Annotated in this window: 8 protein-coding genes; 3 read left to right on the top strand and 5 right to left on the bottom strand. The window is 45.5% G+C overall.

All coding sequences use genetic code 11. The features are described 5' to 3' along the window. Positions 1-49: 49 nt before the first annotated feature. Together P2W71_RS17880 and P2W71_RS17885 are read right to left on the bottom strand one after the other, a co-directional pair. Complete coding sequence (locus P2W71_RS17880; protein WP_276372679.1) at positions 50-1,339, bottom strand: aminotransferase class V-fold PLP-dependent enzyme; 1,290 nt, start codon at positions 1,337-1,339, stop codon at positions 50-52. Between the two features lie 199 nt (positions 1,340-1,538). Continuing rightward, positions 1,539-2,393: an energy transducer TonB gene (locus P2W71_RS17885; RefSeq protein ID WP_276372680.1), complete on the bottom strand. Its 855-nt coding sequence runs from the start codon at positions 2,391-2,393 to the stop codon at positions 1,539-1,541. A 222-nt stretch (positions 2,394-2,615) separates the two neighbouring features. Between P2W71_RS17885 and P2W71_RS17890 the strand changes: the two genes are divergently transcribed. Then, positions 2,616-2,819, top strand: coding sequence for a hypothetical protein (locus tag P2W71_RS17890; RefSeq protein ID WP_276372681.1), 204 nt, complete (start codon positions 2,616-2,618; stop codon positions 2,817-2,819). Between the two features lie 178 nt (positions 2,820-2,997). Here the strand turns inward: P2W71_RS17890 and P2W71_RS17895 are convergent, their stop codons facing one another. The 3 genes from P2W71_RS17895 to P2W71_RS17905 all read right to left on the bottom strand — a co-directional run bounded on the left by P2W71_RS17895 (position 2,998) and on the right by P2W71_RS17905 (position 7,071). Next, positions 2,998-3,387, bottom strand: coding sequence for a GxxExxY protein (locus P2W71_RS17895; RefSeq protein WP_276372682.1), 390 nt, complete (start codon positions 3,385-3,387; stop codon positions 2,998-3,000). Positions 3,388-4,028: 641 nt separating this feature from the next. Further along, positions 4,029-6,725, bottom strand: a complete 2,697-nt coding sequence (locus P2W71_RS17900; RefSeq protein WP_276372683.1) for an ABC transporter permease — start codon at positions 6,723-6,725, stop codon at positions 4,029-4,031. Positions 6,726-6,729: 4 nt separating this feature from the next. Beyond that, a complete protein-coding gene (locus P2W71_RS17905) occupies positions 6,730-7,071 on the bottom strand; it encodes a helix-turn-helix transcriptional regulator (protein WP_276372684.1) in 342 nt (113 codons plus the stop codon). 1,561 nt (positions 7,072-8,632) lie between these two features. On the opposite strand from P2W71_RS17905, the gene P2W71_RS17910 reads away from it, so the two are divergent. Both P2W71_RS17910 and P2W71_RS17915 read left to right on the top strand, forming a co-directional pair. Beyond that, the gene (locus P2W71_RS17910) at positions 8,633-15,298 is read left to right on the top strand and encodes a carboxypeptidase-like regulatory domain-containing protein (protein WP_276372685.1); all 6,666 of its coding nucleotides are present in this window, start codon (positions 8,633-8,635) and stop codon (positions 15,296-15,298) included. Between the two features lie 885 nt (positions 15,299-16,183). Continuing rightward, positions 16,184-17,011 carry a sugar phosphate isomerase/epimerase gene (locus tag P2W71_RS17915; protein ID WP_276372686.1) on the top strand — a complete coding sequence of 276 codons (828 nt, stop codon included), beginning with the start codon at positions 16,184-16,186 and terminating at the stop codon, positions 17,009-17,011. Positions 17,012-17,307: the final 296 nt, after the last annotated feature.

A 17,307-nucleotide genomic window follows, 5' to 3' on the forward strand; every position in this document is an offset into this window, starting at 1 on the left:
TAACCGGGCATTCATGCATTCTTGTCGCTTGGAGTTACTCACATGACCATCAACTGTTCGCAATTCTGGTCACTGCTTCTACCAAACGGTCCAGGTCTTTCGTACTGGTATATACATGGGGCGTTACTCTGACACCACTGATATTTTCCCATTTAATCGCGGTCGTGTGGATTTGATATTCAGTGAATAATTTGGAAGCAATTGTTTCAGGTTCAATACCATCAATAGAGAAATTACCCAGAGCACAAGCGTATGTTGGATTGAGTGAAACATTTAGTTTTACACGCGGATGCTTCATCACTTTTTCACACCAATAATTTTTTAAGTAATGAAGGCGTGACGCTTTGCGCTTGGAGCCGATTGCATGATGAAAATCAATCGCCTGTGCGATCGCTTGTTCAGGTGCAAAGGATCGGGTTCCCAGCGTTTCAAATTTCCGGATATCGGCCGCTTGAGGTTTATCATTTGGAAATAATGGCCAAAGGGATGCAATGTTTTCCTTCCTGACATACAACATGCCGGTGCCGAATGGTGCACATAACCATTTATGCAGACTGGTGCCGAAATAATCTGGATTGAAATCTGAGACTTTAAAATCGAGATGTGCAAAAGTATGAGAGCCGTCGACAATAGAAATAATATTTCGCCGCCGGGCTTCCTCGCATAGTTTTTTCACAGGCAAAATCTGGCCCGTCCAGTTAATCATGTGCGTGATATGCCAGATCCTGGTTTTTGATGTTGTCGCGTCTACAAAAGCTTTCACGATTTCATCATCATTCTCTATGGGCAGCTTAAAGTTTAACCATTTGATAACAATTCCATCGCGAAGTTCTTTCTGTTTCCACGCATGGATCATGTTGGGATAATCCTGTTTAGTCATCACGATCTCTTCACCTCTTCCTACTGATAGCCCCCACGTTACCGTAGCAAGCGCCTCCGTCGTATTCCTGTTAATCGCGATTTCTTCCGCAGATGTTCCTGCAAGGTCTGCTAATTTTCTCCGTACCGATTCACGACCTTTATCAAGAATTTGCCACATGTAGTAGGTAGGCGCTTCATTGCTGAGATGATAGTAACGGTCGACGGCATCTTGAACCACTTTCGGCTGCGGACTCACGCCGCCGTTATTCAAATTTAAAATGGATGAAGAAACCGTATACGCCTGTGCGATTCGAGCCCAAAGCTCTTCATCATTGACAGCATGCTCAGATGTCTTTTTACTAAGTTGAAATAAAGCGTCAGAGATATCTTCTGCCATTGCGCTGGTAGCCATGGATGTCATAGACAATGGCGCAGTCAGACTAAATGCCTTTTTTACGAACGATCTCCTGGTGGACATACGAGGAAAATTTGTTTGGAGTGGAAATTACGAAAATTGAACCGGGATTTGCTTGATTAACGGATTTTCAGGATTTGGAATTTCACGCAATGCCTTTGCGCGCATTAATTTTTAAAAAAGTTGTGATTCATCACCTTCAACCCTTGTTCCGATATTGGATACTAGTCCGATTGTCAAATCACTCCACAAGTCACTAACATCACCCCCGCGTCAACTTAAACGCTATGGGCAGCACCATTTTCTGCAGTACCGGTTTTCCTTTCACCATGGCTGGTTTCCAGTTGTTCTTTGAGATCAACACATTCAACGCTTCCTCATCACAGCCTGCACCTATCCCTTTTACAATTTTTACATCCCGAAGATCTCCGGATTTGTCCACGATGAATTCAACATATACCTTTCCTTCAATTCCCATTCGCCTTGCCTTTTTCGGATACGTTAATTCTTCACCGATACCTTTATAAAGAACCTCCATTCCAGGCTTGTACTCAGCACCTTCCTGTACGACCAGGTAAATACTGTCGCCACTCACCTCATCTATGGTGAATGCAGCAATCAGAATCGAGTCCAGAATTTCAATATATTGTTCGCGTCCCGCCAGACCTTGCAATGTGTATCTACCCGTACCGTTAATAAGCATCGGATTTCCGGCCACATCCCAATGTTGATATAGTAAAGTTTTATCTTCAAGATGAAATTCTTCATCAGCAATTTGTCCATTGTCGTAATACGCTTTCCATAACCCCACCTTCCGACCATTTACATACTCCCCTTCTTGCCTTAACTTACCATTCTCATAAAAGAAAATGAACTGCCCTTCTTTTTTCCGGTTTATTCCTTCTCCTACAAAAGTTCCATCCATCTCAAGTTGATCATTGGAAGCATAGAATTGGCGAATCCGGTAGATACCATCCCGCAGTTCCATTCTGCTATAATAATAAGCACCTTCCGGGGTTGGAAGTAACCGGCGTTCTTCATCAAAAAAATTCACAGTCTCCTGGGCAAAAACTGAAAACGACCATCCAACAAACAAAGCGACGAATAATGATCTCATGATATCTGTTAAAGTCAAAAATGATTTAGAGCAATATCCTCATAGATACGGAGGATCGGACGGTTAAAAATGACGGAAGAATGCGCACGTAAGAAAACGTGGATTTACTTCTGTAAACATTGGCTTCCATAGCGGCAGACATGATTTACCCCTTGACGGCACACCCACGCTTGAAACCTCCTGAATATTCTTCCGTTTAGACCAAATGAAAAACTCACCATCATGAAAAAAATTGATATTCTGAATTTCATTACCGACTTCCGGCGAGCGCCAAACAGTATAAAGACACACCGTGATCTTATCAACCATCTTGGCACATCACACGAGCCTTCCATCATCGCCATGCTCGACGAACTTACGAAGTCCAAAGTAGTAAAGCAGACAGAATTAAATGGCGAGAAAGCCTACCAGGTAATTTCGAGGTAACGCTTGTCCGATTTCGCGCAAAGCCGCCAGGGCCTTTAGATGCGGCTCTCTTTCTTAAAATTACCACCCCTAAAGAGAACGGGTGAAGAGTTTTTTGGCCCCTGCAGCGATGAGTGTGCGGTTTGCTGAGTCTAACGATCCGGTAGGCCGGTCGTGCCAATACACCAATGTAGGCCGCTCAAGTCGCCTCTTGAAAACTATTTGCAACCCGCCTTAGCCCTGCCATCAATCGAATGACGTTGAAGTTTATCAGTAACCCCACTCTAACGTCCGAAAGTTTAAGGTGGGTTAGCGTTTGCATAAGATGGATTTCGTTTAATGCTTCAACGGACTTTACTTCAACGATTACTTTTCTTTCAATTACCAAGTCTGCTCGATAACCGCAGTCAAGCTTTACTTCTGCATAAATAAGGGGAATGGCTTTTTGACGTTCAACAAAAAGACCAGTCTGTACAAGCTCATAGTAGAGGCAAGATTCATAAGCCGATTCGAGTAACCCTGGTCCTAGGGTTTTGTGAACTTTTATCGCGGCACCGATAATTTGTTCGGTAATTTCATTTTCTAACACAACGGATAACTTTAGTTTCTCCCTAAAACTAAAAAATCAAATCAAAAATACCAATAAACGTAAAGGGTCATCTATGTTTCGCCGCGCGCTCAGGAATGCAAATAACCGCTGAGGCGCGCTGAGCTAATACCCGCTGAGAGGCGCAGAGGCTTCATCGCGCTTCCTCTGCGTGCATTCTCTCTGCGTGTATTCCTCCGCGTTCACTGCGGTAAAAAAAACCCTAAGACGTACGTCAGAACTTTATAGTACCGAACGCCGAGCCAGCAATGCAAATAACCGCTGAGGACATGACGGAATACCCGCTGAGAGAAGAGCATAGCTCATCCTCTGCGTGCATTCTCTCTGCGTGTATTCCTCCGCGTTCACTGCGGTAAAAAAAACTCTAAGACGTACGTCAGAACTTTATAGTACCGAACGCCGAGCCAGCAATGCACATAACCGCTGAGGACACTGACGGAATACCCGCTGAGAGAAGAGCATAGCTTCTTCCTCTGCGTGCATTCTCTCTGCGTGTATTCCTCCGCGTTCACTGCGGTAAAAAAAACTCTACGACGTACGTCAGAACTTTATAGTACCGAACGCCGAGCCAGCAATGCAAATAACCATTCATCATGCAGTATATAAACCCTGCCACTACCCGCTCACTCCGACCTCAAGCTCTTGACAGGATTCGACATCGCTGCCCTAAAGGCCTGGTAGCTTACCGTTAGCCAGGCGATCATCGACGCGAGGATGGCCGCCAACAGAAACACCCACCATTGTAGTTCAATGTGATATGCATATTCCTGCAGCCACCTGTTCGTGGCCCACCACGCGATGGGAAAAGCTACGGCATTTGCTATTAAAACGAGCTTGATAAAATCCATCGAAAGCAGTGACACCAGATTTACCATCGTCGCACCCAAAACCTTGCGCACACCAATTTCCTTTACCCGTTGTTCAGCGGAATATGTCGCGAGGCCAAAAAGTCCAAGGCAGGCAATAAAAATAGTCGACAGCGCAACCCACCCCAGCAACGTCTGTCGCCGCTCGTCTTCGACATAAAACAATGCAAGCTGATCGTCGAGAAAATGATATTCGAATGGCTCGCGTTCATCATTTTTAACCATGATGGTTTTTAATTTGTCGAGCGTTCCGGGAATGTCTGTGCTGGCGATTTTTACAGAATAATAATCAATATCATGAATGGGATTTTCATTGTAGGCAAGAATCAGGGGCTCTATTTTGTTACGCAACGATTGAAAATGAAAATCTTTCACGATACCGATCACCCTTGGTTTAAATGGAACATTATTTTCATTCAAGGGAGTAAAAGTTCCTCCAACAGAAACTTGACCGATCTCAACCATTTGTCCGGCAGCTTCACTGATGTTCAGCATCTTCGCAGCAGTTTCATTGATAAGAACAGTGGAAGAGTCGGCGCGAGTGTCGAAGTTGCGGCCTTGCAGTAATGCCACTTCATACGCCCTCAAAAAATCCTTATCGACTCCAAAGAAATAGGCTGTCCCATAGTCCGAAGCACTGCCTATTGTTTTTAGTTTGACCTGCCGGAATGTTTTCCACTCACCGGGTACACGCGACGTTACGGAAACATCTTTCACTGCAGGTATCTTCAACATTTCATTTTTCAACACTTCAAAATTCGTCCGCGCTTTACCCACGTTCACATCGATCACTACCATCAGGTCTTTATTGAAACCGAGGTCGGTATTGTTTAGGTAGTTCACCTGCATGAAAAGCACCATGGTGCCTATGATCATCACCGTTGATATCGTAAACTGAAAAATCACCAGCCCTTTTCGCACCGACAGATCGCCGCCGTTTCGAATCTTCATTCCTTTCAATAACGTCACCGGCTTTAGGCGTGATAGCAATAAGGATGCATAACCGCCCGACAGGAATCCCATGAATACTACCAACAAAACAGCGATGAGCCAAAAGCTATAGCCCGTCGTGAAACCCAGTGAAAGTTGTTTCCCGGCAAATTGATTGAACGGAGGAAGCAGCAGCTTGACAATGATAACGGCCAATACAAAAGAGATCATGGTCGTCAGCAATGATTCAATAAGAAATTGTCCGACAAGATTACTTTTAATAGCACCAATCGTTTTACGGACGCCGATTTCCTTGACCCGGCCCGAAGCTCTGGCGGTTGTTAAGTTCGTATAATTGATGCCTGCAATGAGCAGCGCAAAAATAGCAGCAAAAGAAAATATTTTGATGTACAATGGGTTCCCCTGCGGAATAGCCTCTACGTTAGCGTTCCTTCCCCCGTCGGTGATGCCTTCCGAGCGCAGGTGCATATCCTTTAAGGGTTGAAGGGTGTAAGCAAGCGTAGTACCTGGTTCGGGTGAGATGTTCGATAGCACAAGCCGTGTCATTTTGTGGGCAGCTGAATCTGCGTTTGATCCTGGCCGCAGCAATGCATAAACAGCAAAGGCGTTTGACGCCCAGTCACTCGCCATGGTTTCTTTGAAATCATCTCCATTGTAGGCGGTCGCCTCCGACAAGAGAGAATTAAAAGTAAAACTTGAGTTGTACGGATGATTCTTTAAAATGCCGGTAATCTTTACCGGCGTCTGCATGTGACTGAACTGCAAATTTCTGCCTAACACATCGGTCGTGCTAAAAAGCCTTTTGGCCAGCGCTTCATTGATGATAATGGTGTTAGGCTCCGTTAAGGCTGTATGTCTGTCGCCTGCGATTAACGGGAAATCGAATATGTCCAAAAAATTTTGATTAGCAAGTGTTACCGTCTCCTGGAAAGGGACTGGCTTTTCCGGATCCACGAGGTTAGCTCTCCCGATCCGCCATAAGCGCCCTGTATTTTCTACTTCCGGAATAGCATTCTTTGACTCCTCAGCAAGTTTAAATCCGGCAGCAGCAATAGTAGTTGCTTCACCGTTTACATTTTTATGTTCCACCACACGGTAAATTCTTTCTGCATGGGCATGTTGCCGGTCGAATGTCAGCTCATCAAAAACGTAAAGGCCGATAAGCAGGAAACAGACGATGCCAAACGTCAGGCCCATAACGTTTAGGGTGGAGTACAATTTATTCCTCCAAAGATTTCTCCATCCCGTTTTAAAATAACTTTTTATCATACCGTAATTAGTTGCATGTTGATATTCTGATGTCGGCTTAATGATACCGGGCCTGAACAGCAGCAAGACATCTACCATAAACAGGGTGTCTGCTTTTGCTTTTCCAAATTTCTTGAGACGTCTTTCAAATACCTCCATCAGGTCACCTTCGATGTAGTCGCGCATGGTGGCATCACAATACCAGCGGAAAAATTTCAAGAACAGGCGAGGCGGATATGGTTTACGTTGTGCCATACTTTCAACGCGACGGTTTAGCATCCCATACCGTTTTTGGAATTGCCTTCCAAAGCGCATCGCGGGTATCCTTTGTATACTGCATCGCTTTCTTGCCCATAGCAGTGATTTCGAAATAACGCTTCGGTCTGCCAGCCCTTTCCTCGGTGCCTTCTCCCGCGAATGATTTCAAAAACCCTTTGTCTTCCATCCGCTTCAGCGCAGTATGTAGCGCGCCCATGCTGACGGTGCGTGACAGTCGCGATTCAAGCTCATCTTTTATGGAGACGCTGTACGCTTCGTTATTTAAAATTCCGATGGCGAGCATCACCAGCTCTTCAAACTCCCCGAGGTGGTATTTTTTCATCAAGTCTAATATAATCTAAATGTAGGAATAATTGTGCCAGAGTGAAAAAGGCGCGTTAGCATGATTAAAATACATCTGACGAAAAGCATGCTGTACGAATTCGATCAATGTGCGAACGCGTTCGGTCGGAACAGTGCCTGGAAATAATTGTCAGTTTTAAACTTCAATTATCATCGTCTTAAGATCCTTCCCCGATAGTTCCGCTTTGTTAAGCTTGCCTGTCGGAAGGCAGGCCGCAGCTCTCTTCCTAAAAGCTCACCCTTTCAGCGAAACAAATCATGTGAGAGATTTGAACCATGATTCGCTTGATTATAGGGATCTAAACATATTTATTTACCTATAGCCCCAGCGGGGCGACATATCGGTAGCGCCGGGTGGTAGCCCGGCGAAATAGCCCATGCACCGGGAGCGCGCCACAGAAAACCTCCATCGAGCTTCACATTTTCTGGCGCGCAACAGATGCACTGTACTCGACCTACCTTTAGCGTTCATTTCTGTCATCGATTACCTCCTTCAGCCACACACATACCAACAAGCATTTTCCTATTGCGTCTTTCCGCCCTTCGTTGAAAGAAAAGCGGCGCCGCTGTTGGTGTTGCGGGGAGGCTGCGCGTGAGCTCCACCAACAACTGCACACACTCGGATAACAGGTAAAGGGTCATCCATGTTTCGCCGCGCGCGCAGGAATGCAAATAACCGCTGAGGCGCGCTGAGCTAATACCCGCTGAGAGGCGCAGAGACTTCATCGCGCTTCCTCTGCGTGCATTCTCTCTGCGTGTATTCCTCCGCGTTCACTGCGGTAAAAAAAAACTCTAAGACGTACGTCAGAACTTTATAGTACCGAACGCCGAGCCAGGAATGCAAATAACCGCTGAGGCGCGCTGAGCTAATACCCGCTGAGAGGCGCAGAGGCTTCATCGCGCTTCCTCTGCATGCATTCTCTCTGCGTGTATTCCTCCGCGTTCACTGCGGTAAAAAAAACCTTTAAGACGTACGTCAGAACTTTATAGTACCGAACGCCGAGCCAGCAACGCAAATAACCGCTGAGGCGCGCTGAACCAATACCCGCTGAGAGGCGCAGAGGCTTCATCGCGCTTCCTCTGCGTGCATTCTCTCTGCGTGTATTCCTCCGCGTTCACTGCGGTAAAAAAAACCTTTAAGACGTACGTCAGAACTTTATAGTACCGAACGCCAAGCCGGCAATGCAAATAAGCGCAGAGGACCTGACGGAATACCCGCTAAGAGAAGAGCATAGCTTCATCCTCTGCGTGCATTCTCTCCGCGTTGCATTCCTCCGCGTCCACTGCGGTAAAAAAACCGCTCAGCCGCACACCTTTCCTACCCTGCACACACTCGGATAACAGGCTTCGGATGCAAACTGTCCAATTAAAAACTTCTAGGTTCAGACAATTATTATTACTTAAGAAAATCCTTACAACGCAAGAACATTTACAAACAACGCCAGACCTCCTTCTGTGTATTTTAAGAAAAAATCTTAAACTTATTCTATGGAATTATTCCGTTATGTGCATCTCAGCAATAGATCCCAACCCTAGAATCTATGAGATACCTATTACTTGCACTCATCGTTATCGTCACCACTTCAACAGTCTTCCCGCAAAAGAATGACTTTTATTCAAAACACTGGAGCAATGTCTATAAGCACGAGCTAAGAGAGCTACCAAAATCTGCGCAGGCCGTTGTCGACTCGATCTATGTCAGAGCCAAGAAAGAAAAGAATACCCAAGAACTGATCAAGGCATTAATTTATCAATCCAAGTTTGCGGTTCACCTGCAGGAAAACGCAGAAATAAGCATTGTAAAAAAATTCAAAGAAGAAATTTCACAAAGTAAAGGACCGCTTAAAAATCTTCTGGAATCAGTGCTGGCTAATATCTACTGGGAATACCTCAAGCAAAATCGCTATAAATATTATGGAAGATCGAGAACGTCAACAGTTGTAAATCAGCAGGATTTCACGACATGGGATGCTAATGCCATGTTCAACGAAATTCATCAACGCTTTCAGAACTCGCTGAAAAATCGAAACTCGCTTCAGAATATCCAACTCGAATTCATCAATGAAATTCTGATCCAGGCAGATGATTCGAAAAAGTACAGGCCCACGTTGTACGATTTTCTTGTTCACAACGCGCTCGACTTCTACAGCACAAACGAAAGCACAATCATCAAACCTTCGAATGAGTTTAGGATTGACAATGACAAATATTTTTTCGATTTCGAAGAGCTTACAATTGAAAGTGCTGACAGCCTTTCCCCTTTGCGGCAGACCCTGCTTTTATATCAGGATCTGTTGGCGTTTCATAAACAGCGGCGCGACACGAACGCTTACGTGAACCTGGAAATTCAACGCCTCGCGTTCGTGGCTGGTCAAAATCATCTAGATAATTCCTCAGCATTACAGAAAGAAGCACTCACAAGGTTAAGAAACAACTTCCTGTCTCACCCGGCTTCCACGTTAGTTGCCTTTGAGCTTGCAGCATTGCTTAACAAAGACGGCAATGATTTTAACGCAAATAAAAATTCCGATCATCAATTCAAAAAAGCTGAAGCGATCGATCTTTGTAATCAGGCCATTGCGGCCTTTCCGAACAGTGACGGTGCAGAAAAGTGTGTGGCACTCAGGGAACTCATCCTTCACCAACAGCTATCCATTACCGCAGAAAAATACATTCCCGTCAACACCCCAGCTTTTATTTCCATACGCTACGCGAATGTCGACAGTCTGCATTTTACTGTCTGCCGAATTACCAAAGAACTTGAGGGTCGGCTGATGGGTGGTGGTCTCACTTTTTCACAAATCTCAGCATTGCCAACTGAAAAAAAATGGAGTGTTCAATTAAAAAACGTCAACGATTACCAATTACATAGCACGGAGGTTGTGCTGCCGGGTCTGACCGTCGGAAGATATGTATTGCTGGCTACAACAAAGAACTTGAATGAGTATGACGAGCAGATCTTCGGTTATGCAACACTACAAGTAACAAATCTTTCCCTATTGGAATTTTCATCCAACGACCAACATCATTACCAGGTTCTCGATAGAAATAGTGGAAAGCCTCTTGAAGGGGCTAACATTCATCTTGAAAGGTTCAATACAAATTACGGTACGGCTATTGACGAATTTCTTACAACAGGGAAACATGGTGTCGCTATTCTTAAGCAAAGACCACATCTTTACGCTTACGCGGAGGCTACCGTGCGTTATGGCGGAGACGAGGCTACGTTTGGTGACTACTACATCAATGCACTTTATGAAAAAACACGTGAGGAAGAAGTTTATACAGCACGTTCTTTTTTATTCACAGACAGAAGTATCTACCGCCCGGGACAGATGGTCTTTTTCAAAGGTATTCTCATCCAGACAAAAAACGGTAAAAGCTCCATTGTGCCAGGCGAGTATGTCACTGTTTACCTTGATGATGCAAATGCAAATGAAGTCGGCTCACTGCGCTTGAAGACCAACACATATGGCTCGTTCAGCGGTGAGTTTAAATTACCTGCTTCGGGACTGACTGGCGAATACGCTTTGTACGCGGAAGAAGATGATGAAGAGGACAGCAAATTTTATGATAACCTCGAGGATTTTTATTATGATGAATTAACGATATCCGTGGAGGAATACAAGCGTCCTACCTTCGAAGCGACATTTAAGCCCGTTAAGGGAACGTTCATACTCAATGACACGGTCGTCATCAAAGGTACTGCAGAAGCGTTCAGTGGTGCGAAACTTTCTAAAGCACAAGTGAAGTACAAGGTAACGCGCAAAGTACGGTATCCCCGTTGGTACTACTGGTCATTTCGTGAAGATCATTCCAGCGCGGCGGAAATTTCACACGGGGAAACTTTAACTGACGAGCAGGGCGAATTCACCATCGCCTTTAAATCCATTCCCGATGACAAGGCATCCCCCAAAGATAAACCAGTGTTCATCTATGAAATCACGGCTGATGTAACGGATATAAGCGGAGAAACCAGAAGCGCTACAGCTGAAGTTAAAGTTGGTTATCACGCCATCACAGCAACGATCACCGCTCCCGCACGGGTCGACTTATCAAAACCGGAAAACGCCATCACGCTCACAACAGAAAATCTGAATGGTCAATTCGTCGGAGTTAGCGGCAAGGTCGAGATCTTCAAACTCAAGGAACCTGATGCACCGGTACGCGCGCGGCCATGGGAGGCACCGGATCTTCCAATGTTAACGGAAGCGGAGTTTCGTGAACTGTTCCCGCACGATACATATTCAACCACTACCGAACCGAAGCACTGGCCAAGACAAAAGCTGATGGTGGAAATACCTTTTAATACCAGGATGTCACGAGAAATTAAATATCGTATTGGCGCGAATTGGCCGGCCGGCAATTACGTCATGGAGTTGACCGCCCTTGACTCATTGGGTCAAACTGTGAAAGATCTTTATCACTTCACTGTTACGAACGCAAAAAGCAAAGCGGTCGCTGACAATGCTTTGCTGGTATTTGAACTGGATAAACCCTCGTACAAGGTTGGTGAAGTGGCAAAGTTGAAAGTAGGATCCGCTTCACCGGATGTTACGTTTTTCATTCACATTGAGAGAGACCATAAGATCACAAAGACGTACACGGAAAAGCTCTCGGCTAGCACAACGGTGATTTCTATTCCTATAACAGAGGAGCAGGAAAACGGATTTTCAGTGAGTTGTCGGGGAGTGATGTACAACTCATTTGTATATAAAACCATTAACATTCCTGTGATCTCGCCTTCGAAAGCATTCGAAATCGAAACGATTACTTTTAAAGATAAACTGCAGCCTGGAGCGAAAGAAACCTGGAGTTTCTCCATTAAGGGAGATGATGCAGGAACACAACAAGCGGAAGTCCTCGCATCGATGTACGACGCCTCTCTCGATCAGTTCAAGCCGCACCAATGGCAGTTTGAACCTGTTGTGGAAGAGCCGTATTTCGCTACTGTGATAATTAACGGAAATCAAAGTTTTGGCGAAGCACATTTTACTATCAGGAATCTTGCTGGGCAACAACCCTTGGGAAGATTTCAGTACTACGACAAACTAGATTGGTTCGGATTTACACTTACGCGTAGCTCGTATGTGCAACGGGCTTATCTGAATAGACTGTACTCCACTGGCGCTGCCGCCGATACTCCTTCCAAGGTTATCATGCGGAACAACAAGAATGCCAAGGACGGATTCATCTACGGGCAGATTATTGACAACGACGGCCAGCCCATGCCGGGCGTGAATATTATCATCAAAGGAACAACCATCGGAACAACCACAGATATGGAGGGAAATTATGTGATAGAAGCCGATAAAGATGATGTACTGATCTATAGCTTCATTGGGTATGCAAGTGCAGAAACACATGTGGGACGAAAAAATACAATAGACGTAATCATGGAACCCGACATCACGGAGCTGTCGGAGGTAGTAGTAACGGGCTATGGCGTTCAGACGAAAAAAATGGCATTGGGCGCGTCTGTTCATTATGTTGTTGCGGATAGTAGTGATAGTGATGTTGAATTTGACCAAGCGCTGGCCGGACGCGTTGCGGGCGTTCAGATAAAAAGCGATGGCGTGAATTATTTACTGAGGATTCGTGGCGCTAGTTCTTTGTCAGGTGCAGCGACACCGTTGTATGTAGTCGACGGGGTAATCGTTGAATCATCCCTTATTGACCAGACAGATCTTGCCGACGTTCAGTTGTTGAAAGGCGATGCAGCGGTATCTCTATACGGGGCGAAAGCAGCAAACGGTGCAATCATCATCACAACGAAATCCGGCCAGAAGAAATTGGACGAAGCACTGGCGAAAGTTAATGCGCGGAAAAATTTCAATGAGACTGCCTTCTTCTTCCCGCATCTGTCGACCAACGCTGACGGCGACATACGCTTTACATTTACAACCCCCGAATCGCTAACCCGCTGGAAACTACAACTGCTGGCGCACACCAAAAATCTGCTTACCACGACCAAGACATTACAGACTGTCACGCAAAAGCAATTGATGATTACACCAAATGTGCCGCGGTTCGTGAGGACGGGCGACCAGGTTATGTTTACAGTCAAAATTACAAACCTCTCGGCAAAGATACTCGACGGCAAGATCGGTCTCCAGCTTACCAATGCTGTTACAGGTACCAATGTCGACGCAGTGTTCGGCAACGCCATACGCAACAAAACATTCAGGATAAATGCCCGCGAAAACACATCCGTGTCGTGGACATTGAAAGTCCCGGAAGGGGTAGACGCGCTGCAATATAAAGTTGTCGCGAAAGCCGGAGCGTTCAGCGATGGCGAACAAAATGCACTGCCCATATTATCAAACCGCATGCTGGTAACGGAGACGATGCCATTATTCGTACGCTCGTCACAAACCAAAACATTTACACTTGAAAAACTCCGCGATTCCAAATCAACAACATTAAAGCATCATCAGCTTACACTTGAGGTAACATCCAATCCCGCTTGGTATGCCGTGCAATCTCTGCCTTACCTCATGGAGTTTCCGCACGAATGCGCCGAACAAATGTTTTCGAGGTACTATGCTAACGCCATGGCTACGCACATTATCAAAGCAAATCCAGTGATCTCTCCTGTATTTGAAAAGTGGTCGTCACTCGGAGAACTCGAAAGTAATCTGGATAAGAATCCTGAGTTGAAATCCATCATCATCGAAGATACGCCCTGGTTGCGTGACGCCCGCGGTGAAGCCGAGCAAAAGAAAAGATTGTCGCTGTTGTTTGACCTGAACACCATGCGTGATCAGCTCACGTCGGTGTTGAACAAAGTCGAGCAAATGCAATTTCCCGACGGCGGATTCCCCTGGTTTGCAGGAAGCCGTTATCCCAATCGCTACATCACACAACATATTGCCTGCACGTACGGGCATCTTAAAAAACTCCAGGTAGCTGATTATGCAAATGAAAAGGAAATGATGACGAAGGCTGTGCGATACCTGGATCATGAGTTTTTAAAAAACTATGGCCTGCTATTGAAGAACGCTGCGCAAGCAAACCCAGGTGTAAACGATCAGGATAAGAAACGAACTTCGAATGAATATCTTTCAAAGCATCAGCCCAGCGATCATGATGTTCATTATCTCTACATGCGCAGTTTTTATAACGACATTCCCGCAGAAGGACAATTGAAGGAAGCGATCGACTATTATCAAAAACAGACAGCGAAATTCTGGCAGGATTATAATCTGTACGTTAAAGGAATGATTGCTCTCGTACATCATCGTGATGGAACCATTGCAGTAGCAAAGGCGATCCTTGCATCCCTCCGCGAAACAGCGATCACCAGCGACGAGCTAGGAATGTATTGGAAAGAAAATACGGGAGGTATGTACTGGAACCAGGCCGACATTGAAACCCAGTCGTTGCTGATAGAAGCCTTTGCGGAAATTGAACAAAATGACAGCACCAACACTACAACGCAAAAAACCATCGATGAACTACGGTTGTGGCTGCTGAAGAACAAGCAGACCACACAATGGAAAACCACCAAAGCAACAACCGAGGCGATATATGCGCTACTGATGAATGGCACCAATTGGCTGACACTTGACGACGCAGTCGATGTAACTGTAGGGAAACAACACGTGCTCGCCGATGTAAAACAAAATCCCGAGGTGGCTACCGGCTATTTCAAAACATCGTGGCAAGGCGAAACCATTACACCCGACATGGCAACCGTCACCTTCACTAAGAAAGGCGAAGGCGTTGCCTGGGGCGGATTATACTGGCAATACTTCGAAGACCTGGACAAAATCACACCGGCAGAGACGCCGTTAAAACTCACAAAAAAAATCTTTGTTGTGACCAATACTGACCGCGGCGAATTGCTGACCGACATCACTACCGTTGCCTTAAAAGGCGGCGACTTACTTCGCGTGCGCATTGAGCTGTCATCCGATCGGGCAATGGAATTTGTACACATGAAAGACATGCGTGCTGCCGGACTCGAACCTGTCGATGTACTCTCTGAGTACAAGTGGCAGGAAAACCTCGGTTACTACCAAAGCACCCGAGATGCAGCCACGCACTTCTTCTTTGACTATCTACCGAAAGGCACCTACGTATTCGAATACGACCTCCGCGTAAACGTCAAAGGAAATTTCTCCAACGGCATCACTAGTATTCAAAACATGTATGCCCCGGAGTTTGGTAGTCACAGTGAGGGGGTGAGGATCGAAGTTAAGTAAACGATATCGCTGTTCGATATTTTGAGCCTATCGGTCGGCTCTCAAATGTTTAAACACAGCTTTTCAGCCCTGCACTTTGGTTCGCTTGATTCCTGAGGGAAATGAGGGTTTCCTGTGGTTACAAACGCCTTTTCACCACCGATAATTTGTTCGGTAATTTCATTCTCTAACACAACGGTTAATTTTAGTTTCTCCCTTAAAACTAAAAAATCAATTCAAAAAATACCAATAAACGTAAAGGGTCATCATGTTTCGCCGCGCGCAGGAATGCAAATAACCGCTGAAGCGCGCTGAGCTAATACCCGCTGAGAGGCGCAGAGGCTTCATCGCGCTTCCTCTGCGTGCATTCTCTCTGCGTGTATTCTCTCTGCGTGTATTCTCTCTGCGTGTATTCCTCCACGTTCACTGCGGTAAAAAAAACCTTTAAGACGTACGTCAGAACTTTATAGTACCGAACGCCGAGCCAGAAATGCAAATAACCGCTGAGGCGCGCTGAGCTAATACCCGCTGAGAGGCGCAGAGGCTTCATCGCGCTTCCTCTGCGTGCATTCTCTCTGCGTGTATTCCTCCGCGTTCACTGCGGTAAAAAAACCTTTAAGACGTACGCCAGAACTTATAGTATCGAACGCCGAGCCAGCAACGCAAATAACCGCAGAGGACCTGACGGAATACCCGCTGAGAGAATGACATAGCATCATCCTCTGCGTGCATTCTCTCCGCGTTGCATTCCTCCGCGTTCACTGCGGTAAAAAAAGACCGCTCAGCCGCACACCTCTCCTACCATACCGACAAGACAAGCACTATTGAAAACGAATGATTATATTTCAACTAAAATAAAATAGCCCATCGCACCTAACTTTTAATAAGCATTAAAATTCATTCATTATGAAGATCCTTTACGCATGCATCATCCTTTTCTTTTTCCTTGAAAAGAATGCTATAGCACAGGAATACGGATTGCAATTGTATTCCCTGCGCGAACAATTTAAGAAAGACGTTCCCGGCACATTGAAACAAATCAGTCAGTGGAACATCCGTGAGATCGAAGGTGGCGGTACCTACGGACTGCCACTGGAGGAATATAAAAAGATGCTCGCCGATAACAAGCTGGTGATGGTAAGTGTCGGGGCAGACTATGAGACGCTGAAGACCAATCCACAGGCCGCGATAGATGAAGCCAAAAGATTCAACGCCAAGTATGTGGTGTGCTTCTGGATTCCGCATGATGGCGATAAGTTCGATATCACCAATACCAAAGAAGCGGTTGAAGTTTTCAACGCTGCTGGAAAAAAGCTAAAAGAGAATGGAATTTCCCTTTGCTATCATCCGCATGGATATGAATTCCGTCCATACGAAGGGGGAACGTTATTCGACTACATGGTAAAAAATACCAATCCAGACTATTTCAACTTTGAGATGGATGTTTTTTGGGTAAAGCATCCCGGGCAAGATCCAGTCGCATTATTAAAAAAATATCCAAACAGATTTCTCTTACTGCATTTAAAAGACAGAAAGCCTGGAACACCGGGAAATCAAAATGGTCATGCTGATGTAGAGTCCAATGTTACATTAGGAGCCGGTGATGTTGGCATTGCAGACATCATCAGACAAGCAAGAAAGATCGGCGTTAAACACTATTTCATCGAAGACGAATCTTCCAGGTGTGAGACACAAATACCAGAAAGCCTGAAGTTTTTAAGAGCGATTAAGTAACGGGTTTGATGTTCAAAAAAAAATTGAACACCGAATATCGAACAAGCCTGCCCGCCGGTAGGCCGGGAGCAGGGAATGATGAAGGTCGGGCTTAACGTTCTGATTTCTGATTTTAGTATACAGGTTTCTCCAGGCAGATCTAATAAGCACGCCTTCGGCTCGAAGCCTCATTCCTCATTTCAGTCCGTGAGGAGAAACCAAAGTAGATTTCCCGAAGATTTTATGTTTGAATTGACGCAAGAAGAATTCAACAACTTGAGGTCACAAATTGTGACCTCAAGTTGGGGCGGTCAGCG

This window comes from Chryseolinea sp. H1M3-3 (genome assembly GCF_029360725.1).
Taxonomy (GTDB): Bacteria; Bacteroidota; Bacteroidia; order Cytophagales; family Cyclobacteriaceae; genus Chryseolinea.